At 74.8% G+C, this 20,739-nt stretch carries 17 protein-coding genes; 13 read left to right on the forward strand and 4 right to left on the reverse strand.

What is annotated here, in order from left to right; translation table 11 throughout:
* Positions 1 to 62 precede the first annotated feature (62 nt).
* Positions 63 to 1,142, reverse strand: a complete 1,080-nt coding sequence (locus ACF09K_RS22220) for an Rv2578c family radical SAM protein (protein ID WP_392245951.1) — start codon at positions 1,140 to 1,142, stop codon at positions 63 to 65.
* Between the two features lie 179 nt (positions 1,143 to 1,321).
* Here ACF09K_RS22220 and ACF09K_RS22225 point away from each other — a divergent pair, with 179 nt between their 5' ends.
* The 9 genes from ACF09K_RS22225 to ACF09K_RS22265 all read left to right on the forward strand — a co-directional run bounded on the left by ACF09K_RS22225 (position 1,322) and on the right by ACF09K_RS22265 (position 13,383).
* On the forward strand, positions 1,322 to 1,765 hold the full coding sequence (locus ACF09K_RS22225) for an SRPBCC family protein (protein ID WP_392245953.1): 444 nt from the start codon (positions 1,322 to 1,324) through the stop codon (positions 1,763 to 1,765).
* 163 nt (positions 1,766 to 1,928) lie between these two features.
* The gene (locus tag ACF09K_RS22230) at positions 1,929 to 4,343 is read left to right on the forward strand and encodes an MFS transporter (protein WP_392245955.1); all 2,415 of its coding nucleotides are present in this window, start codon (positions 1,929 to 1,931) and stop codon (positions 4,341 to 4,343) included.
* 142 nt (positions 4,344 to 4,485) lie between these two features.
* Positions 4,486 to 7,071: a SpoIIE family protein phosphatase gene (locus ACF09K_RS22235; protein ID WP_392245956.1), complete on the forward strand. Its 2,586-nt coding sequence runs from the start codon at positions 4,486 to 4,488 to the stop codon at positions 7,069 to 7,071.
* Between the two features lie 244 nt (positions 7,072 to 7,315).
* Positions 7,316 to 8,149: a M55 family metallopeptidase gene (locus tag ACF09K_RS22240; protein ID WP_392245958.1), complete on the forward strand. Its 834-nt coding sequence runs from the start codon at positions 7,316 to 7,318 to the stop codon at positions 8,147 to 8,149.
* Entirely contained in the window at positions 8,142 to 9,446 is a 1,305-nt protein-coding gene (locus ACF09K_RS22245) for a M20/M25/M40 family metallo-hydrolase (protein WP_392245959.1), read from the forward strand. The genes ACF09K_RS22240 and ACF09K_RS22245 overlap by 8 nt, the downstream gene beginning before the upstream one ends.
* An 11-nt stretch (positions 9,447 to 9,457) precedes the next feature.
* Entirely contained in the window at positions 9,458 to 11,410 is a 1,953-nt protein-coding gene (locus tag ACF09K_RS22250) for an LpqB family beta-propeller domain-containing protein (protein ID WP_392245960.1), read from the forward strand.
* On the forward strand, positions 11,407 to 12,330 hold the full coding sequence (locus tag ACF09K_RS22255) for an LD-carboxypeptidase (protein ID WP_392245962.1): 924 nt from the start codon (positions 11,407 to 11,409) through the stop codon (positions 12,328 to 12,330). Before ACF09K_RS22250 ends, ACF09K_RS22255 begins: the two co-directional genes overlap by 4 nt.
* Positions 12,331 to 12,499: 169 nt before the next feature.
* Positions 12,500 to 12,748 carry a DUF1049 domain-containing protein gene (locus tag ACF09K_RS22260; protein ID WP_392245963.1) on the forward strand — a complete coding sequence of 83 codons (249 nt, stop codon included), beginning with the start codon at positions 12,500 to 12,502 and terminating at the stop codon, positions 12,746 to 12,748.
* 20 nt (positions 12,749 to 12,768) lie between these two features.
* Positions 12,769 to 13,383 (forward strand): GNAT family N-acetyltransferase, encoded by a 615-nt coding sequence (locus ACF09K_RS22265; protein ID WP_392245965.1) that lies wholly within the window; start codon positions 12,769 to 12,771, stop codon positions 13,381 to 13,383.
* Here ACF09K_RS22265 and ACF09K_RS22270 read toward each other — a convergent pair.
* Together ACF09K_RS22270 and ACF09K_RS22275 are read right to left on the reverse strand one after the other, a co-directional pair.
* Complete coding sequence (locus tag ACF09K_RS22270) at positions 13,343 to 13,726, reverse strand: DUF6204 family protein (RefSeq protein WP_392245967.1); 384 nt, start codon at positions 13,724 to 13,726, stop codon at positions 13,343 to 13,345. The genes ACF09K_RS22265 and ACF09K_RS22270 overlap by 41 nt on opposite strands.
* 175 nt (positions 13,727 to 13,901) lie before the next feature.
* Complete coding sequence (locus ACF09K_RS22275) at positions 13,902 to 14,252, reverse strand: VOC family protein (protein WP_392245968.1); 351 nt, start codon at positions 14,250 to 14,252, stop codon at positions 13,902 to 13,904.
* Between the two features lie 128 nt (positions 14,253 to 14,380).
* On the opposite strand from ACF09K_RS22275, the gene ACF09K_RS22280 reads away from it, so the two are divergent.
* Both ACF09K_RS22280 and ACF09K_RS22285 read left to right on the forward strand, forming a co-directional pair.
* Positions 14,381 to 14,860, forward strand: a complete 480-nt coding sequence (locus ACF09K_RS22280; RefSeq protein ID WP_392245969.1) for a phage holin family protein — start codon at positions 14,381 to 14,383, stop codon at positions 14,858 to 14,860.
* A 6-nt stretch (positions 14,861 to 14,866) separates the two neighbouring features.
* A complete protein-coding gene (locus ACF09K_RS22285; RefSeq protein ID WP_392245971.1) occupies positions 14,867 to 15,940 on the forward strand; it encodes an SDR family oxidoreductase in 1,074 nt (357 codons plus the stop codon).
* A gap of 83 nt (positions 15,941 to 16,023) precedes the next feature.
* On the opposite strand, the gene ACF09K_RS22290 is transcribed toward ACF09K_RS22285, so the two are convergent.
* A complete protein-coding gene (locus ACF09K_RS22290) occupies positions 16,024 to 16,977 on the reverse strand; it encodes an LLM class F420-dependent oxidoreductase (protein ID WP_392245973.1) in 954 nt (317 codons plus the stop codon).
* 185 nt (positions 16,978 to 17,162) lie between these two features.
* Here ACF09K_RS22290 and ACF09K_RS22295 point away from each other — a divergent pair, with 185 nt between their 5' ends.
* Both ACF09K_RS22295 and ACF09K_RS22300 read left to right on the forward strand, forming a co-directional pair.
* The gene (locus ACF09K_RS22295; RefSeq protein WP_392245975.1) at positions 17,163 to 18,845 is read left to right on the forward strand and encodes an FAD-dependent oxidoreductase; all 1,683 of its coding nucleotides are present in this window, start codon (positions 17,163 to 17,165) and stop codon (positions 18,843 to 18,845) included.
* A gap of 4 nt (positions 18,846 to 18,849) precedes the next feature.
* The gene (locus ACF09K_RS22300) at positions 18,850 to 20,706 is read left to right on the forward strand and encodes a transketolase (RefSeq protein ID WP_392245977.1); all 1,857 of its coding nucleotides are present in this window, start codon (positions 18,850 to 18,852) and stop codon (positions 20,704 to 20,706) included.
* Positions 20,707 to 20,739: the final 33 nt, after the last annotated feature.

Here is a 20,739-nt window from a genome sequence, read left to right on the forward strand (position 1 = left end):
CCGGAAGAACCTGTTCTGCCGATACTTGACCCGATCGGGCCGCCGGTTGCCCACGAACGCGCTCAGAGCAGGCCGAGCCGGCCCGGTCCGGTCGCGGCGGGCTCGGTCACCGGCCCGGGCGGCGGGAGCCGGCGGGGCATCCCCACGCGCCCGGGGCCGATCCCGTACTCCCCGGCCAGGTCGTGGACCTGACGGGTGATCCGGCGCTGGTACCACTTCGGCGCGTAGGCGCCGTCCGCGTACAGCCGCTCGAAGCGGCGCACCAGATGCGGGTGGTGCCGTCCGAGCCAGGCCGTGAACCACTCGCGGGCGCCGGGCCGCAGGTGCAGCACCAGCGGGGTGACGGAGGTGGCCCCGGCCGCCGCGACCGCCCGGACGGTGGCGCGCAACTGGTCCGGCCGGTCGCCGAGGAAGGGGATCACCGGCGCCATCAGCACCCCGCAGCCGATGCCGTGCGCGGTCAGCGCGCGGACCACGTCCAGGCGCCGCTGCGGGGCCGGGGCGCCCGGCTCGACGGTGCGCCACAGCTCCGTGTCGGTGAAGCCGACCGACACGGAGACGCCGACGTCGGTCACCTCGGCGGACTGCTTCAGCAGGTCGAGGTCGCGCAGGATCAGGGTGCCCTTGGTCAGGATCGAGAAGGGGTTCGCCCGGTCGCGCAGGGCGGTGAGGAGGCCCGGCATCAGCCGGTAGCGGTCCTCGGCGCCCTGGTAGCAGTCCGCGTCGGTGCCCATCGCGACGTGCTCGCCGTGCCAGCGCGGCGAGGCCAGCTGACGGCGCAGCAGTTCCGGCGCGTTCACCTTCACGACGATCCGGCTGTCGAAGCCGACGCCGGTGTCCAGGCCGAGGTGGCCGTGCGTCCGGCGGGCGAAGCAGTACACGCACGCGTGCGCGCAGCCCCGGTAGGGGTTCACCGTCCACTCGAACGGCATCCGGGAGGCGCCCGGCACCCGGTCGAGGATCGTGCGGGCCCGGATCTCGTGGAACGTGATCCCGGCGAACTCCGGCACGTCGAACGTCCTGGTGGTGACCGCGTCCGCGCCGAACAGCGCGGCGTCCGGCGACCGGTCGTGGCGGGGCGCCGCGGCGGATCGCACGGCGGGTGTCGCGGCGGACTCCGCGGCGGGGTTCTCCCAGCGCATGGCGCCTCCTCGGTAGCACTGGACTCACAATAGAACATTTGTTCGCATGATCGTGCGAAGGTGCTTTCCGACCGGCCCGCGACCGCTTCCGCACCCCCGATTTGGGCGGCCGGGGACCGGGGTGGTTGGCTTGCCCCGATCCGAGGAACCACCGAGCAACAAGGACCTGGAGGAACCCCATGGCGCAGGTCGAGGCCACCACCGAGCGGGTCGTCGCGGCGGCCCCTGACACGGTGTTCGACACGATCGCCGACTACACCGGCACGCGCGCGAAGCTGCTGCCGGAGCAGTTCAGCGAGTACGAGGTGCGCGAGGGCGGCGACGGAGAGGGCACCCTCGTCCACTGGAAGCTCCAGGCCACCAGCAAGCGCGTCCGCGACTGCCTCCTGGAGGTCACCGAACCCACCGACGGCGAGCTGGTCGAGAAGGACCGCAACTCCTCCATGGTCACCGTCTGGCGGGTCACCCCGGCCGGGGAGGGCAGGTCCCGCGTCGTCGTGACCACCACCTGGACCGGCGCGGGCGGCATCGGCGGCTTCTTCGAGAGGACCTTCGCCCCCAAGGGCCTCGGCCGGATCTACGACGCGATCCTCGGCAACCTCGCCACCGAGGTCGAGAAGTAGCACGCCGCGGGTCAAGGGCCCGACGGCTCCTGACCGTTGCTCCCCCTCACCGGTTCGGGTGGTTCTCCCTTCGGACCGGGTCGGTGCCGTAACTCGTCGCGCTTGCCCGGAGTTGTCGCTTCACGCGGGACGTGGGCGGCAGGCGCGACGAGGGGAGCGGCAGGTGGGTGGGACCACTCTGGTGCAGGAGGACCTGCACGACGGAGCGCGGAGCGCACCGGCGACGGCACCTCCACCGCCCGCCGCGCCCGAGACCGCCCGGCATGCCGGGCCGAGCCCCCGCCGGGTGCGGCTGGTCTTCTTCGCGCTCATGCTCGCGCTGCTCCTCGCGGCGCTGGAGCAGATGATCGTCGCCACCGCCCTGCCGAGGATCGTCGGTGAATTGCACGGCCTGGACAGGATGTCCTGGGCGATCACCGCCTACCTGCTCACCGCCACCGTCGGACTGCCGGTCTACGGCAAGCTCGGCGACCTCCTCGGCCGCAAGGGCGTCTTCCAGTTCGCGATCGTCGTCTTCGTCCTCGGCTCCGCGCTGGCCGGACGGGCGCGGACCATGGACCAGCTGATCGCCTTCCGCGCCGTGCAGGGCGTCGGCGCCGGCGGGCTCATGATCGGCGTGCAGGCGATCATCGCGGACATCGTGCCGCCCCGGCGGCGCGCCCGCTTCATGGGCCTCATCGGCGCCGCCTTCGGCCTCGCCTCCGTCGCGGGACCGCTGCTCGGGGGCTACTTCACCGACCACCTGTCCTGGCGCTGGTGCTTCTACATCAACGTCCCCTTCGGCCTGCTCACCCTCGCCGTCGTCGCCGTCGTCCTCGAACTGCCCAAGCCGCGCACCAGGCCCCGCTTCGACGTGCTCGGCACCCTGCTGCTCGCCGCCGTCTCCACCTGCCTGGTCCTGCTGACCAGTTGGGGCGGCACCGAGCACGCCTGGGACTCGCGCACCGTGCTGGCCCTCGGCGCGGGCGCCGTCCTGGCCACCGTCCTCTTCGTGGTCGTCGAGCGCTTCGCCGCCGAACCCCTCATCCCGCTGCGGCTGTTCCGCGACTCCGTCTTCACCCTGACCAGCCTCGTGGGGCTGGTGACCGGCGTCGCCCTCTTCGGCGCCGCCGGCTACCTGCCGACCTTCCTCCAGATGGTCGACGGCGCCTCCGCCACCGAGTCCGGGCTGCTCATGCTGCCCATGATGGGCGGCATCGTCGTCACCTCGGTCGTCTCCGGACACCTCATCGCCCGCACCGGCCGCTACCGGACGTACCCCGTCCTCGGCGGCGCCCTCGCCGTGCTCGGCATGTGGCTGCTGTCCCGGCTCGAGGCCGGCACGCCCCGGCCGCACTACAGCCTCTGGATGGCGGTCCTCGGCGCCGGCATCGGGCTGGTGATGCCCGTCCTCGTCCTCGCCGTGCAGAACTCCGTGCGCCCCGCCGACCTCGGCACCGCGACCAGCGCCCACAACTACTTCCGCCAGATCGGCGGCAGCGTCGGCGCCGCCGTCTTCGGCACCCTCCTCGCGAACCGGCTCACCGACTCCCTGCGCGAGCGCCTCCCCGGCGGCGCGGACGCCGGCGCCGGCCTGCCCGACCCCGAGTCGGTCACCCCGCAACTCGTCCACACCCTGCCCCCGGCGCTGCGCGACGCCTACGTCGGCGCGTACGCCGACGCCATGCCGAGGATCTTCCTGTACCTGGTACCGGTGCTCGTCCTCGGCCTCGTCCTCGCCTTCTTCCTCAAGGAGAAACCGCTGGTGTCCCACCACGCCACCGAAACGGAGCCCGCGCCCGTGACCCCCACCGTCCCGCAGGCCCGTACCGCGTACACCGCGGGTGTCCCCGTCTGCGGCACGGTGCAGCACCCCGACGGAACCGCCGTGCCGCGCGCCGCGCTCACCCTCATCGACGTGGCCGGGCAGCAGATCGGCCGCGGCGCCAGCGGCGAGGACGGACGGTACGCGCTGGCCACGCCCGGCTCGGGGTCGTACGTCCTGATCGCCGCCGCCGGCGGGCACCAGCCGCAGGCGGTCTCCGTGACCGTCGGCGAGCGCCCCGTCGAGCTGGACGTCGTCCTCGGCGGCGCCGGCCGCCTCGCCGGGGCCGTCGTCACCGCCGACGGCACGCCCGTGCGGGACGCCGCCGTCACCCTCACCAACGTCCACGGCGAGGTCGTCGCCAGTACCCGCAGCGGGCGCGAGGGCGGGTACGTCATCACCGAGCTGGTGGCCGGCGAGTACACCCTCGCCGCCAGCGCCCCCGCCTTCCGTCCCGCCGCGCTGCCGGTCACCGTGCAGGCCTCGCGGGAGACCCGCCAGGACGTCGAACTCGCCGGCGGCGCCGTGCTGCGCGGCACGGTCCGGGCCGGCGGCGGGAGGCCCGTGGAGGACGCGCGCGTGACGCTCCTGGACGCCGCGGGCAACGTGGTGGACACCCTCACCACGGGCCCGGACGGCACCTTCCGCTTCGTCGACCTGTCCTCCGGCGAGTACACCGTCATCGCCGCGGGTTACCCGCCGGTCGCCACCGTGCTGCACATGGCCGGAGGCGGCCGCACGGAGCGTGATCTGCAACTGGGCCACGAGGACTGAGGAAACGCCGGGGAAGCCCGTTACCCAGCACTTCCCCGGTGAAACCAATTCCAGAATTGCCGCACATCCCGAGCGGCGGGCGCCGTACGGTGGGGACGGCGGGGGAGATCATGTGCAGCTCTGGGGAGAGAGGTTCTGGGCCATGGACCGTGGCACCGAGAGGCACACACCTCCCAGCCGCGGAGCGGCGAGCGGTGCGCCACCCGAGCACGCGGACAGCGGACGGGTCCCGCTCGCCGTGGTCGTCGTCGACCGGGCCGGCCTCGTCTCGCACTGGAGCAGCGGCGCCCGCCGGCTGTTCGGCGTCCCGAGGGAAGAGGCGATCGGCGAGCCCGCCATCGACCTGCTGCCCGTCTCGGGCGCCCTCCCCGACATCGACGACCACCCGCCGTACGACGACCACCTGTCATACGGCTCGTACGACGGCCGTGCGCCGTACGACGACGACCCGTCGTACGACGGCCATGCGCCCCACGACGGCCTCGGGCCCGGGCTGGGGAACTCCCTCGACCGCGGGCTGGGTTACCCGGCCGCCGGGCGGGCCCGGCTGACCGTGCCCGAGCGGGCCGGTACGGCGCCCCGGCCCGCGGGAGGGGAAAGACGCCGCGTCGACGTGCTGTGGTGGGCCTACCCCCTCGTCGGACCGGGCAACGAGCGGCTGCTGGTGCTGGCCGCCGACGCCGAGGCCCTGCACCGGCCCGACCGGGACGACGGCCCGCACGTCGAGCGCATCGCGCCCGGCTTCGCCCTGCACACCGACTTCCCCGGCGCCGAGGACCTCGCCCGCCGGCTCCCCGAGATCCTGCCCAGCATGAGCGTCGGCGAGAGCGCCCGCATCGTCGCCCAGGTCCTCGAACTGGGCTATCCGATCCTGGAGTTCAGCCAGAACGACCGGGTTCCCGTCACCCCCGACTGGGGTGTCGCCCGCCGGGTCGGGCGCAGGGCCCGCCGCGAGCGGGCCGCCCGCGCCGCGGCCGCCGGCCGGCCCGCGCCCGAGGACGAGGGTGAGGGCGACGAGGGCGACGACCTCGAGCACGCCGCCGTCCGCGAACGCCTGGAGTTCCTCAACGAGGTCAGCGGGAGGATCGGCACCTCCCTCGACCTGACCCGCACCGTCGGCGAGGTCAGCAGGGCCGTCGTGCCGCGCTTCACCGACGTCGCCTGCACCTATCTGCGCGAACAGGTCGTCGCCGGCGAGGAGTTCCCCGAGGGCGTGCCGGACACCACGACCATGTGGCACCGGGTCGCCCTGGAGCACACCGACGAACCCGGCCGCTGGGACGACGTCGTGCCCCTCGGCGAGGCCATGCCCTTTCCGGAGCACACCCCGTTCTTCCAGTGCATGACCAGCGGCGAACCCGTCCTCGTCCCGCGCATCAGCGAGCAGCTGGGCCACGCCGTCGCCTCGCAGTTCGACAAGCGCGACCTCCGGCCCCTGATCACGGGCCGGTCGATGCTCGTCGTCCCGCTGAAGGCACGCGACGTCGTCCTCGGCTTCATGGTCCTGCTGCGCCACCCCGAGCGCGGCGAGTTCGACGACATGGACCGGGTCACCGGCGCCGAACTCGCCGCCCGCGCGGGCCTCGTGCTGGACAACGCGCGCATGTACACCCACCAGGAGAGCGTCGCCGAGACCCTCCAGGACAGCATGCTGCCGCGGATACCGCCGCGGATGGCGGGCTGCGACATCGCCACCCGCTATCTGCCCGGCACCCTGCTGGGACGGGTCGGCGGCGACTGGTTCGACGCCGTGAAACTCCCCGGCGCCCGCACCGCGTTCGTCGTCGGCGACGTGATGGGCCACGGCCTCCACTCCGCCGCCATGATGGGCCAGTTGCGCACCGCCGTGCAGACCATGGCGGCGCTCGACCTGCCGCCCGCGCAACTCCTGCGCAACCTCGACGACCTCGCCCGGCGCCTCGGCGACACCTATCTCGCCACCTGCCTGTACGCCGTCTACGACCCGATCGCGGGCGAGCTGCACCTCGCCAACGCGGGCCACATCCCGCCCGTGCTGGTGCGCGCCGACGACGGCCGCAGCGAACTGCTCGCCCTGCCCGCCGGCGCCCCCGTCGGCGTCGGCGGGGTGCCCTTCGAGGCGGTGCGCGTGCGCGTGGCCCCCGGCGACCGGCTCGTGATGTGCACCGACGGACTCGTCGAGATGCGCGGCGAGGACATCGGCGTGGGCCTCGCGGCCCTGTGCGAGTCCGCCGCCCACCCGGCCGCTTCCATGGACGACGCCTGCGACACCATCGTCCGCGCCCTCGCCGCGACGTTCTCGAAGGCGGGCCGGGGCAGCCGCAAGGACGACGTGGCGCTCCTGATGGCCCGCCTCAACGGCATCGCACCCGGCGACGTCGCCGAATGGTCCCTCCCCCTCGAGCCCGCCCAGGTCGGCCGGGCCCGCGCCGCCGTCCGCGAACAGCTCCACGACTGGCGGCTCGCGCAGCTGGCCGGCCCGGCCGAGCTGATGGTCAGCGAGGTGGTGACCAACGCCGTACGGCACGCGCACGGACGGCCGCTCACCCTGCGGCTGGTGCGCGGGGAGACGCTGCTGTGCGAGGTGGACGACGACGACCACGGGCTGCCGACCCTGACGAGCGCCGGACCCGACGACGAGTCCGGGCGCGGGCTGCGGGTGGTGAGCACGCTGGCCCGGGAATGGGGCACCGGCCGGACCGCCGCGGGCAAGTCCGTCTGGTTCGAACTCACCCTCCCCGGGCGCTGACCGGCCTCCCGCGGCCGAGGGGCGCACGGCGGCGTACGCCGTCCGCGCGAAGCGTGCGGGAACGCGCACGGCGCCTGTCCGCGCCACCGGCGGGCGACACACCGTACGGGCCCGCCGCCGGGCAGGGTGTCCCGGTGCCGGCCGCCGGGGCCGCCGTGCGCCCGTCCCGCCGGGGAGGCCCTCCGGCGGCCGCCCGGTGGACCGTTAAGCTCAGGGGGTTTTCCGGGAGAGGACGGACGCGGGCATGAAAATCCTGATCAGCGCCGACATGGAGGGCGCCACCGGCGTCACCTGGCCGGCCGACGTGCTGCCGGGGACGCCGCAGTGGGAGCGGTGCCGGGCGCTGTTCACCTCCGACGTCAACGCGGCCGTCCTCGGGTTCTTCGACGGCGGCGCCGACGAGGTCCTCGTCAACGAGGCGCACTGGACGATGCGCAACCTGCTCCTGGAGCGGCTCGACGAGCGGGCGCAGATGCTCACCGGGCGGCACAAGTCGCTGTCCATGGTGGAGGGCGTCCAGCACGGCGACGTCGACGGCATCGCGTTCGTCGGCTACCACGCCGGCGCCGGCGCGGAGGGCGTCCTCGCCCACACCTACCTCGCCAACTCCATCACCGGGGTGTGGCTGAACGACGTGCGGGCCAGCGAGGGGCTGCTCAACGCGCGGGTCGTCGCCGAGTACGGGGTGCCGGTCGTGCTGGTCACCGGTGACGACGTGGCCTGCGAGGACGCGCTCGGGTACGCGCCCGGGGCGCTGAAGGTCGCCGTCAAGGACCACGTGTCGCGGTACGCGGCGGTGTGCCGGACCCCGGCCAGGACCGCCGCCGACATCCGGGCCGCGGCGAAGGAGGCCGCCGCTCTGGCGGTGCGCGGGGAGCCGGTGGAGGCGGGACCGTTCACCGTCGCCGTGGAGTTCGACGCCGAGCACCTGGCGATGGCCGCGACCGTGGTGCCGGGCGTGGCGCGGACCGGTGAGCGCCGGGTCGCCTACACCAGCGGCACCATGTACGAGGGCATTCGCACGTTCAAGGCGGTCACGACGGTCGTCTCGGCCGCGGTGGAGGAGCAGTATGGCTGACGCGCAGGCGAGGGACGAGGTCGTCCGGTTCACCTCCGACCTCATCCGGATCGACACGACCAACCGGGGCGGCGGGGACTGCCGGGAGCGGCCCGCCGCCGAGTACGCGGCCGAACAGCTCGCCGGGGCGGGCCTGGAACCGGCGCTCCTCGAACGCGTGCCGGGCCGCACCAACGTGGTCGCCCGCATCGAGGGCACCGACCCCTCCGCGGACGCCCTGCTCGTCCACGGGCACCTCGACGTGGTGCCGGCCGAACCCGCCGACTGGCGCGTGCACCCCTTCTCCGGGGAGGTGCGCGACGGCGTCGTGTGGGGGCGCGGCGCCGTCGACATGAAGAACATGGACGCGATGATCCTCGCCGTCGTCCGGTCCTGGGCCCGCCGCGGCGTCCGGCCCCGGCGCGATCTCGTCATCGCCTTCACCGCGGACGAGGAGGCCAGCGCCGAGGACGGTTCCGGCTTCCTCGCGGACCGGCACCCCCACCTCTTCGAGGGCTGCACGGAGGGCGTCAGCGAGTCGGGCGCCTTCACCTTCCACGACGGCACCGGGCGCGAGATCTACCCCATCGCGGCCGGGGAACGCGGCACCGCCTGGCTGAAGCTGACCGCGCGCGGGCGCGCGGGGCACGGCTCCAAGGTCAACCGGGAGAACGCGGTGACCCGGCTGGCCGCCGCGATCACCCGCATCGGCGAGCACGAGTGGCCGCTGCGGCTCACCCCCACGGTGACGGCCGCGCTCACCGAGATCGCCGCCCTCTACGGCATCGAGGCCGGCCTGGACGACGTGGACGGCCTGCTGGCCAAGCTCGGTCCGGCGGCCAAACTGGTCGAGGCGACCGTCCGCAACAGCGCCAACCCGACCATGCTGGACGCCGGTTACAAGGTCAACGTGATTCCGGGAGAGGCGGTGGCGTACGTCGACGGGCGGTATCTCGCGGGCTGCGAGGACGAGTTCCGCGCCACCCTCGACGCGCTGACCGGGCCCGACGTGAGCTGGGAGTTCGAGCACCGCGAGGTCGCCCTCCAGGCGCCGGTGGACTCGCCGACGTACGCCCGGATGCGGGCGGCCGTCGAGGAGTTCGCGCCGCAGGGGCACGTGGTGCCGTACTGCATGTCCGGAGGCACGGACGCCAAGCAGTTCTCGCGGCTCGGGATCACCGGCTACGGCTTCGCCCCGCTGAGGCTGCCGGAGGGCCTCGACTACCAGGCCCTCTTCCACGGCGTCGACGAACGGGTCCCCGTCGAGGCGCTGCACTTCGGCGTCGACGTCCTCGACCGTTTCCTGCGCACGGCCTAGAGGAGCGAGACATGCAGATCCTGCCCCACGGCGCCTGGCCCTCCCCCCTCGACGCGCGTCTCGCCGCCGCGCACGACGGGCGTCCCGAGTACGTCGGCTTCGTCGGCGACGAGGTGTGGTGGACGGCGCCCCGGCCCGCCGAGGACGGCCGGCGCACCCTGGTGCGACGGCGCGAGGACGGCACCGAGGAGCCGGTCCTGCCCGCTCCGTGGAACGTGCGCAGCAGGGTCCTGGAGTACGGCGGACAGCCCTGGGCGGGCCGGGTGCGGGACGGCCGGACCCTGGTGGTGTTCACGCACTTCGCCGACCAGCGGCTGTACGCCTGCGAGCCCGGCGGCGAGCCCCGTCCGCTGACCCCGGTGTCGGAGGTGGGCGGCGGACTGCGCTGGGCGGAACCGCAGTTCCCGCCCGGACGCGACGAGGTGTGGTGCGTGCTGGAGGAGTTCACCGGCGACGGACCCACCGACGTGCGCCGGGTCCTGGCCGCCGTGCCGCTGGACGGCTCGGCGGCCGCGGACCGCGCTGCCGTGCGCGAACTCACCGACGACCGGCGGCGGTTCGTCACCGGGGCCCGGCTGTCGCCCGACGGCCGGCGGGCCGCGTGGCTGGCCTGGGACCACCCGCGGATGCCGTGGGACGGGACGGAGGCGCTGGTCGCCGAGGTCGGCGCCGACGGGACCTTCGGGGAGCCCCGCGTGGTGGCCGGCGGTCCCGAGGAGTCGATCGCGCAGGTCGACTGGTCGACGGACGGCGGTCTGCTGTACGCGAGCGACCGTACGGGCTGGTGGAACCTGTACCGGGACCACCGGCCCGTGTGCCCGCGCGAGGAGGAGTTCGGCGGCGCGCTCTGGAAGCTCGGCCACCGCTGGTTCGCCCCGCTGGCGGACGGCCTCGTCGCCGTCGTGCACGGCCGCGGGGCCGCCGCGCTCGGCGTCCTCGACCCCGAGACCGGTGAGGTCGTCGACGTGGCCGGGCCCTGGACCGAGTTCGCCCCCACCCTCGCCGTGCACGGGGAGCGGGTCGTCGCCGTCGGCGCCGGCCCGCACAGCGCCCACGAGGTCGTCGAACTGGACGTGCGCACCGGCCGCGCCCGGGTGATCGGCGCCGGGCACGAGGACGCCGTGGACCCGGCGTACTACCCCGAACCGCGGATCCGCACCTTCACCGGCCCCGACGGCCGCGAGGTCCACGCCCACGTCCACCCGCCGCGCCACCCCGGCTGCGCCGCCCCCGACGCCGGACCGCCGCCCTACGTGATCTGGGCGCACGGCGGCCCCACCGACCGCTCCCCGCTCGTACTGGACCTGGAGATCGCCTACTTCACCTCCCGCGGCATCGGCGTCGCCGAGGTCGACTACGGGGGGTCGACCGGATACGGGCGCGCGTACCGGGACCGGCTGCGCGGGCAGTGGGGGGTCGTCGACGTCGAGGACTGCGCCGCCGTCGCCCTCGCCCTCGCCGACGAGGGCACCGCCGACCGCGGCCGGCTGGCGATCCGCGGCGGCAGCGCGGGCGGCTGGACCGCCGCCGCGTCCCTGGCCGGCACCGACGTCTACGCCTGCGGCACGATCAGCTACCCCGTCCTCGACCTCACGGCCTGGGCGACGGGGGAGACCCACGACTTCGAGTCGCGCTACCTCGACACCCTGGTCGGCCCCCTCGACGAGGTGCCCGCCCGCTACGCGGAACGTTCGCCCGTCGAGCACGCCGACCGGATCGGCGTACCGTTCCTGCTGCTCCAGGGCCTCGACGACGTGATCTGCCCGCCCGCCCAGGCCGAACGGCTCCTCGCCCGCATCGCGGGACGCGGGGTGCCGCACGCCTACCTCGCCTTCGAGGGCGAGGGGCACGGCTTCCGGCGGGCCGAGACGGTGGCGCGCGCCCTGGAGGCCGAACTGTCCCTGTACTCGCAGGTGTTCGGGCTGAACACGCCCGGCATCCCCACCCTGGAGCTGGTCAGGTGAAGGAACTCGTGCGGCCGCCCCGGCTCGCCCCCGGCGCCCGGGTGGCGGTCGTCGCGCCCAGCGGACCCGTCGCCGAGGAACGCCTCCAGGCGGGCCTCGACCTGCTGCGCGGCTGGGACCTCGATCCGTTCGCCGCCCCCCATGTCCTCGACGTGCACGGCGCGCTGCCCCACCTGGCCGGCACCGACGCCGACCGGGCCGCCGACCTCCAGCGCGCCTGGTGCGACCCGTCCGTCGACGCGGTGATCTGCGCGCGCGGCGGGTACGGCGCCCAGCGCATGGTGGACCTGCTCGACTGGGACGCCCTGCGGGCCGCCGGGCCGAAGGTGTTCCTCGGCTTCAGCGACAGCACCACCCTGCACGAGGCGTTCGCCGTCCGCCTCGGCCTGGTCACGCTGTACGGCCCCGTCGCCGCCGGCGTCGACTTCGTGAAGAACGCCCGCGCCCAGGAGCACCTCAGGGCCACCCTGTTCGCCCCGGAGACCGTCCGCACCCTCACCTCCACCGGCACCGCCCTCGCCCCCGGCCGGGCCCGCGGCGTCACCCTCGGCGGCTGCCTCACCCTCCTCGCCACCGGGTACGGCACCCCGCACACCCGGTCCGGCGCCCGTGGCGGGCTGCTGCTCCTGGAGGACGTCGGGGAGCGGCCGTACCGCGTCGACCGCACGCTCACCCACCTCCTGCGCACGGGCTGGCTCGACGGCGTCGCCGGGATCGCGCTGGGCTCCTGGGCGCAGTGCGGCCCCTACGAGGAACTGCGGCCCGTGCTGGCCGACCGGCTCGGCGGGCTCGGCGTGCCGGTCGTCGAGGAACTCGGCTTCGGCCACTGCGACGGCGCCCTGACGGTGCCCTTCGGGATCGCCGCCGAACTCGACGCGGACACCGGCACGCTCACCCTCGCCACGCCCGCCCTGAGCTGATCCCCCGGACCGGTCCCCGCCGGCCGGCTCCCCGGGCCGGCCCCGGCCGGGGTTCCCGGCTGCGGGGGGCACCGCCGACCGGGGCGGGCGGTCCGGGGCGGTCCGGGCGCGTCACCCGTGGGCAGTGCTCCGCCGCGCGGGCGGGTGCCGGCGGGCCCACCCTGGGCGTATGAGTCAGAAGACCTCCGAGAGCGGCGGGAAGACCAGCGGGACGGGCGGGGCGCCGACGCCCACCCGGATCACCGTCCTGGCGCTCGCCCTCCTCGCCCTGATCTTCATCTTCGAGAACACGGGCGCCACCCGGATCAGGCTGCTGGTCCCCGACATGACGGTGACGGTGCCGCTGTGGACGGCGATGCTCGCCACGGGGGCCGTCGGCGCGCTGTGCGGCGCGTACGCCGTCAGACGGCGCGACTGACCGCGTCGTACGCTGGCCCGATGCCGCACACCACATCCCGCCACCTCGCCGAGGGCCCCCGCGTGGGCATACGCCACTTCTCCCGCGCCGACGCGGAGGAGTTCACGGCCCGGGTCCGCGAGAGCGAGGCCCTGCACCGTCCGTGGCTGTTCCCGCCGGCCACCACCGGGGCGTACGACGCCTACGCGGGACGGCTCATCGAGGACCCGACGAAGGCCGGGTTCCTCGTGTGCACCCTGGACGACGGGGCCGTCGCCGGGTTCATCAACATCAACAACATCGTCGGGGGCGGTTTCCAGTGCGGCGCGCTCGGCTACGGCGCCTTCGCGCACGCCGCCGGGCGCGGACTGATGCGCGAGGGGCTCGACCTCGTGGTGGCCCACGCCTTCGGGCCGATGCGGCTGCACCGGCTGGAGATCAACGTGCAGCCCGGCAACGCCGCCTCGATCGCCCTCGCGCGGGCCTGCGGGTTCCGGCTGGAGGGCTTCTCGCCGAAGATGATCCACGTCGACGGGGAGTGGCGCGACCACGAGCGGTGGGCGCTCACCGCCGAGATGCGCTCCCCGCGCCAGCCGGTCGCCCCGCCCGCCCCGGCTACGCCCGAGGCGCCCGGGCCCGGCCGCCCTTCCGGTTGATCTTCATCGTGTCCAGGTCCGTGACCGTCGACTTCAGACCGGTGAAGCCATAGCCCAGCTCCCGCAGCGTCGTCTCGGCGCGCTCCTCGGCGAGCGCGCCCGCCATCTCCTCGCCGTCCGCCGCGTCCGAGACCACCACGTAACGCAGCGAGAAGTGCTTCAGGGGCGACCGCTCGTACGTCAGCGAGCCCTCCTCGGTGAACCGCATGCTCGTCAGGCCGTGCTCGGCGGCCTCGGCGAGCAGCCGCGCACGCGCCGCCTCCGTCAGACCGTCCCAGGTGCCCCGGACGATGACCCGGTAGGTGTGCCGTTCGATCGCCCGCTCGGCCGTCTGCTCGCTCACCGCGTCCGCTCCTTCGTGACCCGCCTGTCCGGCGGGAAATCCGTCGACCGCCCGACTGTACGTCCGCGGGGGCGCCGGGCACGCGGAATTCCGTGGCGCCCGACGCCTCTCGCGGGCCCCGGCAGCCTCTCGCGGGCCCCGGCAGTCGCCCGCCGGCCGGGGCCCGCCGTCCGGCTCAGGCCGGGCGGCGGTCCACGTACTCGTACACCGCGCCGTCCGGGTGCCGCACGATCAGGTTGCGGCCCGCCGGGGTCGCCAGCGGGCCCGCGATGATGTCCGCGCCCAGCTCGTCCAGCGTCCGGTGCGCCTGGTCGACGTCGGTCACGGCGATCGTCGCGGAGACCTTGCGCAGCACCTCCAGCTCGGCCGCGGGCCCGCTCATCAGCAGGAAGCAGCCGACCGCGGCGACCCGCACGCCGCCGCGTTCGAAGCGCAGCGCCGGGGCGCCCGAGAGGCGCTCGTAGAAGGGGACGGCGGCTTCCAGATCGTCCACGCAGACACGCAGGGTGGCTCCCAGAATGTTCATGCCCGGAAGCCTAGTTGGGCCGGACGGACCGCGGAGATCCCTTCACCCGATCCCCTCGGCGGCCCGGCCGCGCCCGCGCACCGGCCCGCACGCCGTTACCGGCCGGGGGCGCCGGGTACCCGGGAGACATGGAGCGCATCGATCACCTGGAGCATCTGGACAAGCACCTCGTCGACGAGCTGGCGCAGGTGGCCCGCGAGACCATCCGCGAGGAACTGCGCGAACAGACCCGCAAGCAGCGCCGCAAGGCCACGCTGTACGCCGCCTCCGGCGCGCTCGCCCTGTACGCGGGTGCCGCCGTCGCGCTGGCCGTGGGCCTCGCCCTCGACATCGGGCTGCCCGACTGGGTCGCCGCGCTGATCACCGCGGCCCTCCTCGGCGCGCTGGCCTACCTCCTGCGTGCCGCCGCCCGTCCGCACCCGGCCCACCACGGCACCGACGCGCCCGTGCGGCCGGGGCCCGCCGCACCGTCCACGGGGGCGGCCGCCGGCCCGGGCGTGGCCTACCCGCCGATGCCGCCCACCGCCCCCGGCGTGGGCGTCCCCGAGCCGGGCGAGGCGCCGCGGCCCGGCCGCGTCGACCCCGAGACGCCCCACCACCGGGCCTGACGCGCCATGCGCACGCGCGGCAGGACCGTCGTGGTGACCGGGGCCAGTGCCGGTGTGGGCCGGGCCGCGGCGGTGGCCTTCGCCGCGCGCGGCGACCGGGTCGCGCTGCTCGCCCGCGGCCGCGCCGGACTCGCCGCGGCCGCGGACGACGTCCGGCTGGCCGGCGGCGAGGCCCTCGTGGTGAGCGTGGACATGGCCGACGCCGAGGCGGTCGAGGACGCGGCACAGCAGGTCGTCGACGTCTTCGGCCGCATCGACGTGTGGGTCAACAACGCCTTCTCCGGGGTCTTCGCCCCCTTCGCCGAGATCACGCCCGACGAGTTCCGCCGGGTCACCGAAGTGACGTACCTGGGCTATGTGTTCGGCACCCGGGCCGCCCTGCGGCACATGCTGCCGCAGGACCGGGGCACCATCGTGCAGGTGGGCTCCGCGCTCGCCTACCGGGGGGTGCCGCTGCAGTCGGCGTACTGCGGGGCCAAGCACGCCGTCCAGGGGTTCAACGAGTCCCTGCGCTGCGAGCTGCTGCACGCGCGCAGCGGGGTGCGGACGACGATGGTGCAGCTGCCCGCCGTCAACACCCCGCAGTTCGACTGGGTGTTGAGCCGCATGCCGGGGCGGGCGCGGCCGGTGGCCCCCGTGTACCAGCCCGAGGTGGCCGCCCGCGCCGTCGTGCACGCCGCCGGTCACGCACGGCGCCGGGAGTACTGGGTGGGCGCTTCCACGGCGGCGACGATGATCGCCAACGCCGTGGTCCCCGGCCTCCTCGACCGCTACCTGGCCCGCACCGGCTTCGACTCCCAGCAGGACCGGCAGGACCAGGTCGACCGGCACGGTCGGCGCGACCACCGGGAGGACGAGGCGTCGTCCCGGCGGGACGGCGGTCCCGGCAACCTGTGGAGTCCCGGCGACGGGCCGCACGGCCACGACCACGGGGCGCACGGCCGCTTCGACGCCGAGTCCACCGCCACCAGCCCCCAGCAGTGGGCCTCGCGCAACCGGGGCCGGGTGGGGGCGGGGCTGTTGGCCGCCGGGCTCGGCGCGGCGGTGACGGCGGGAGTGCGCGGACGCGCCCGGGGCTGAGCCGGGCCGGGTCCCGGGGCTGAGCCGTGCCGGGCGGGGCCGAGGATCCCGGCCCCGCCCGGCGGTTCCGCCGGGGTCGCGGCTCAGGGGAGCCGCGGCAGCACCTTCGTGCGGTAGAAGTCGAAGAAGCCGCGCTGGTCGGGGCCGATCTGGTTGACGTAGATCCGGTCGAAGCCCGCGTCGGCGAACGCCTTCAACGCCGTGACGTGGGCGTCGACGTCGTCGCCGCACACCGTGTTCCCGGCCACCATCTCCTCCGTGACGAGCGGCTCCAGCTGCTCGAAGTGGCTCGGCGTGGGCAGCACCTGGCCCATCTCGCCGGGCAGGAACTGGTTGAACCAGAGCCGGCGGACCGTGCGGACCGCCTCCTCGCGGTCGGGGCCGTAGCAGACCTTCGTGCCGCCGCTGACGAGCTTGGCCCCGCCGCCGCCCTTGCGGAACTGCTCGACCATCGGCTCCTCCGGCATCATCGTGATGTAGCCGTCGCCGACCCGGGAGGCGAGGGAGGTGGCCTTCGGGCCGAAGCCGGAGACGTCGATCGGGACCGGCTCGTCCGGGACCGTGTAGAGGCGGGCGTTCTCCACCCGGTAGTGCGTGCCGACGTGGTTGACCTCCTCGCCGGTGAACAGCCGCCGCATGATCTGGATCGCCTCCTCCAGCATCTCCAGACGCACGTGCGCGGGCGGCCAGGCGTCGCCCAGGATGTGCTCGTTGAGGGCCTCGCCCGAGCCGACGCCGAGCCGGAAGCGGCCGCCCGTCATCACCGCGCTCGTCGCGGCGGCCTGCGCCACCACCGCCGGGTGCATCCGCACCGTCGGGCACGTCACGGCCGTCTCGACGGGCAGCGACACCGCCTGCGACAGCGCGCCGATCACCGACCAGACGAACGGACTCCGGCCCTGTGCGCCGTTCCACGGGTGGTAGTGGTCGGAGATCCAGAGCGCCGTGAAACCGGCCTGCTCGGCCATCCGCGCCTGTTCGACCAGGTCCGCGGGGCCGAACTCCTCGCAGGACAGGAAATAGCCGTACTCGGGCATGGGGGGTACCTCCGCTGGGGTGCGGCGGGTGGGCGGTCGCGGTCCGGGTTACCCCGCGCGCGGGCGGGAAACCGGGGCTCCGCGGGGCCCGCGGACGTTTGGCGGGCCTGCCCCGGGGGACGCGGAAACCTCCGTACGACACCCTTCCCCGCGCCCCCGACGGCGCGGGGCCACCGGAGGCGAACGTGAGTCGACCGCGCATCGTGATCGTCGGAGCCGGCTTCGCCGGATACCGCACGGCCCGCACCCTCGCGCGGGCGGCCCGCGGCCGGGCCGACATCACCCTGCTGAACCCGACCGACTACTTCCTCTACGTGCCCCTGCTGCCCCAGGTGGCCGCCGGCATCCTCGAACCGCGCCGGGTCACCGTCTCCCTCGCCGGCACCCTGCCGGACGTGCGGCTGGTGCTCGGCGAGGCCGGCCGCGTCGACCTCGACGGGCGCACCGTGCACTACACCGGCCCCGAGGGCGAGGCGGGCACCCTCGGCTACGACCGGCTGGTGCTGGCCGCCGGCAGCGTCAACAAGCTGCTGCCGATCCCCGGCGTCGCCGAGCACGCGCACGGCTTCCGCGGCCTGCCCGAGGCGCTCTACCTGCGCGACCACGTGACCCGGCAGGTCGAGCTGGCCTCCTCCGGCGACGACGCCGCGCTCCGCACGGCCCGCTGCACGTTCGTGGTGGTCGGCGCCGGCTACACCGGTACCGAGGTCGCCGCCCACGGGCAGCTGTTCACCGACGCGCTGGTGCGCTCCCACCCCCTGCGCAAGGGCATGCGGCCGCGCTGGCTGCTGCTCGACCTCGCCGGCCGGGTCCTGCCCGAACTCGACGAGCGGCTCTCCGCCACCGCCGACCGGGTGCTGCGCGACCGGGGCGTCGACGTGCGGACGGGAACCTCGGTGAAGGAGGCCACCCCGGACGGGGTCCTGCTCACCGACGGCGAGTTCGTCGACACCCGCACCCTCGTGTGGTGCGTCGGCGTACGGCCCGATCCCCTCGCGGAGTCCCTCGGACTGCCCATGGAGCGGGGGCGGCTCCTCGTCGAGCCGACCCTGCGCGTGCCGGGCAGGCCCGAGGTGTTCGCGTGCGGCGACGCCGCCGCCGTACCCGATCTGGAGAAGCCGGGGGCGTACACGCCGATGACGGCACAGCACGCCTGGCGGCAGGGCAAGGTCGCCGCGCACAACATCGCCGCCTCGCTGACCGGGCGCGAGCCGCGGCCCTACCGGCACAAGGACCTGGGCTTCGTCGTCGACCTCGGCGGGGTCAAGGCCGCCGCGAACCCGCTGGGCATCCCGCTGGCGGGACTGCCGGCCGGCGCGGTCACCCGCGGCTACCACCTGGCCGCCATGCCCGGCAACCGGGTGCGCGTCGCGGCCGACTGGCTGCTGGACGCCGTACTGCCCCGCCAGGGAGTCCAGTTGGGCCTCGTCCGGTCCTGGTCGGTACCCCTGGACACGGCCTCGCCGGAACTGGCCCGGCTGCCGGACGGGCGCGAACGGCGGCCGGACGCGACGTCCGCGGCCGGCGCCCCCGGAGCCGGTGCCCCCGGGACCGGTGCCCCCGCCGCCGGCGGCGGGCAGAGGGCCCTGGGCGGAGGCGGCGGTGACGACACCTCCCGGACGATCACCTCACCGACCCCCGAACCGGTGAAGAGCGAGCCGGCGAAGAACCGCCCGGCACCGGAACCCGCGAAGAACCAGCCCGGTGGCGAGCCGGCGAAGAGCCAGCCCGGTGGCGAGCCGGCGAAGAGCCAGCCCGGTGGCGAGCCCGCGAAGAGCCAGCCGGGCGGTGAGCCCGCGAAGAACCAGCCCGGTCCCGGGACCGCCGGCGACCAGCCGCGTCCCCTCCCTCGAGAAGGAGAGCAGTAACCCGATGGACACCGCCGAACTCAGCGAGCTCGCACAGCAGTTGCGAGTGGACAGCGTCCGTGCCTCCGCCGCCGCGGGGTCCGGGCATCCGACGTCGTCGATGTCCGCCGCGGACCTGATGGCCGTCCTGCTGGCGAACCACCTCCGCTACGACTTCGACCGCCCCGCACACCCGGCCAACGACCGCTTCGTCCTCTCCAAGGGACACGCCTCCCCGCTGCTGTACGCGGCGTACAAGGCGGCCGGGGCCATCGACGACGAGGAACTCCTCACCTTCCGCGCGCTCGGCAGCCGCCTCGAAGGACACCCCACCCCGCAGCGCCTGCCCTGGGTCGAGACGGCCACCGGCTCCCTCGGCCAGGGGCTGCCCGTGGGCGTGGGCATCGCCCTCGCCGGCAAGCGGCTGGACCACTCCGACCACCGGGTGTGGGTGCTGTGCGGGGACAGCGAGATGGCCGAGGGCTCGGTGTGGGAGGCCGCCGAGCACGCGGGCCACGAGCACCTGGACAACCTCACGGTCGTCGTCGACGTCAACCGGCTCGGCCAGCGCGGCCCCACCCGGCACGGCCACGACCTGGACGCCTACGCCCGCCGCTTCCAGGCCTTCGACTGGCACACCGTCGAGGTGGACGGCCACGACGTGGACGCCGTCGACCGCGCCTACGGCGAGGCGGCCTCCACCAAGGGCCAGCCCACCGCGATCCTCGCCCGCACCCTGAAGGGCCGGGGCGTCGAGGCCGTCGAGGACCGGGAGGGGCTGCACGGCAAGCCGCTGCCGGACGCCGACGAGGCGATCGCCGAACTCGGCGGGATCCGCGACCTGCGCGTCCAGGTGCACGAGCCGCCCGCCACCCGCATGCTGCACTCCGTGCCCACCGGCCGCCTCGACCTGCCCCGCTGGGAGAAGGGCGAGCCCGAGAAGGGCGTCGCCACCCGCGACGCCTTCGGACAGGCCCTCGCCGCCCTCGGCACGGCCCGCGGCGACGTCGTCGCCCTCGACGGGGAGGTCGGCGACTCCACCCGCACCGAGGCCTTCGCCAAGGAGCACCCCGACCGCTTCTTCGAGTGCTACATCGCCGAGCAGCAGCTCGTCGCCACCGCGGTCGGCATGGCCGCCCGCGGCCGGGTGCCCTTCGCCTCCACGTTCGCGGCCTTCCTGACCCGGGCGTACGACTTCGTGCGCATGGCGTCCGTCAGCGGCGCCGGGATCAACCTGGTCGGTTCGCACGCCGGGGTGGCCATCGGCCAGGACGGGCCCTCGCAGATGGGCCTGGAGGACCTGGCGATGTTCCGGGCCGTCCACGGCTCCACCGTCCTGTACCCGTGCGACGCCAACCAGACCGCCCACCTGGTCGCCGCCATGGCCGGGCTCGACGGCATCCGCTACCTGCGCACCTCGCGAGGCGAGAGCCCGGTGATCTACGGGCCCGACGAGGAGTTCCCGGTCGGCGGCAGCAAGGTGCTGCGCTCCTCCGGCGGCGACCGGCTGACCCTCGTCGCGGCCGGTGTGACCGTGCACGAGGCACTGAAGGCCGCCGACGCCCTCGACGCCGAGGGCATCGCGGTCCGCGTGATCGACCTGTACTCCGTCAAGCCCGTCGACCGGGACACCCTGCGGCGGGCCGCCGAGGAGACCGGCTGCCTGGTGACCGTCGAGGACCACCACGAGGAGGGCGGGATCGGCGACGCGGTCCTCGACGCCTTCGCCGACGGGCGTCCGGTGCCCCGCCTCGTGCGGCTCGCCGTGCGGACGATGCCGGGGTCGGCGACCCCCGAGGAGCAGTTGCACGCGGCGGGCATCGACGCCGAGTCGATCGCCGCCTCCGCCCGGCTGCTGGTGGAGACGGCGGTCGTCCCGTGAGCGACGGCGGTCGTTCCGCGAGCGGCGGAGGCC

Source organism: Streptomyces sp. NPDC014882 (assembly GCF_043081325.1).
Taxonomy (GTDB): Bacteria; Actinomycetota; Actinomycetes; order Streptomycetales; family Streptomycetaceae; genus Streptomyces.

Excerpts from the sequence above, each read along its gene's own strand:
- ACF09K_RS22290 (WP_392245973.1), bottom strand. The coding sequence starts at position 16,977 with ATGCCCGAGTACGGCTATTTCCTGTCCTGCGAGGAGTTCGGCCCCGCG.
- ACF09K_RS22245 (WP_392245959.1), top strand. The coding sequence starts at position 8,142 with ATGGCTGACGCGCAGGCGAGGGACGAGGTCGTCCGGTTCACCTCCGAC.
- ACF09K_RS22275 (WP_392245968.1), bottom strand. The coding sequence starts at position 14,252 with ATGAACATTCTGGGAGCCACCCTGCGTGTCTGCGTGGACGATCTGGAA.
- ACF09K_RS22240 (WP_392245958.1), top strand. The coding sequence starts at position 7,316 with ATGAAAATCCTGATCAGCGCCGACATGGAGGGCGCCACCGGCGTCACC.
- ACF09K_RS22225 (WP_392245953.1), top strand. The coding sequence starts at position 1,322 with ATGGCGCAGGTCGAGGCCACCACCGAGCGGGTCGTCGCGGCGGCCCCT.
- ACF09K_RS22300 (WP_392245977.1), top strand. The coding sequence starts at position 18,850 with ATGGACACCGCCGAACTCAGCGAGCTCGCACAGCAGTTGCGAGTGGAC.
- ACF09K_RS22285 (WP_392245971.1), top strand. The coding sequence starts at position 14,867 with ATGCGCACGCGCGGCAGGACCGTCGTGGTGACCGGGGCCAGTGCCGGT.
- ACF09K_RS22250 (WP_392245960.1), top strand. The coding sequence starts at position 9,458 with ATGCAGATCCTGCCCCACGGCGCCTGGCCCTCCCCCCTCGACGCGCGT.
- ACF09K_RS22235 (WP_392245956.1), top strand. The coding sequence starts at position 4,486 with ATGGACCGTGGCACCGAGAGGCACACACCTCCCAGCCGCGGAGCGGCG.
- ACF09K_RS22260 (WP_392245963.1), top strand. The coding sequence starts at position 12,500 with ATGAGTCAGAAGACCTCCGAGAGCGGCGGGAAGACCAGCGGGACGGGC.
- ACF09K_RS22220 (WP_392245951.1), bottom strand. The coding sequence starts at position 1,142 with ATGCGCTGGGAGAACCCCGCCGCGGAGTCCGCCGCGACACCCGCCGTG.
- ACF09K_RS22280 (WP_392245969.1), top strand. The coding sequence starts at position 14,381 with ATGGAGCGCATCGATCACCTGGAGCATCTGGACAAGCACCTCGTCGAC.
- ACF09K_RS22265 (WP_392245965.1), top strand. The coding sequence starts at position 12,769 with ATGCCGCACACCACATCCCGCCACCTCGCCGAGGGCCCCCGCGTGGGC.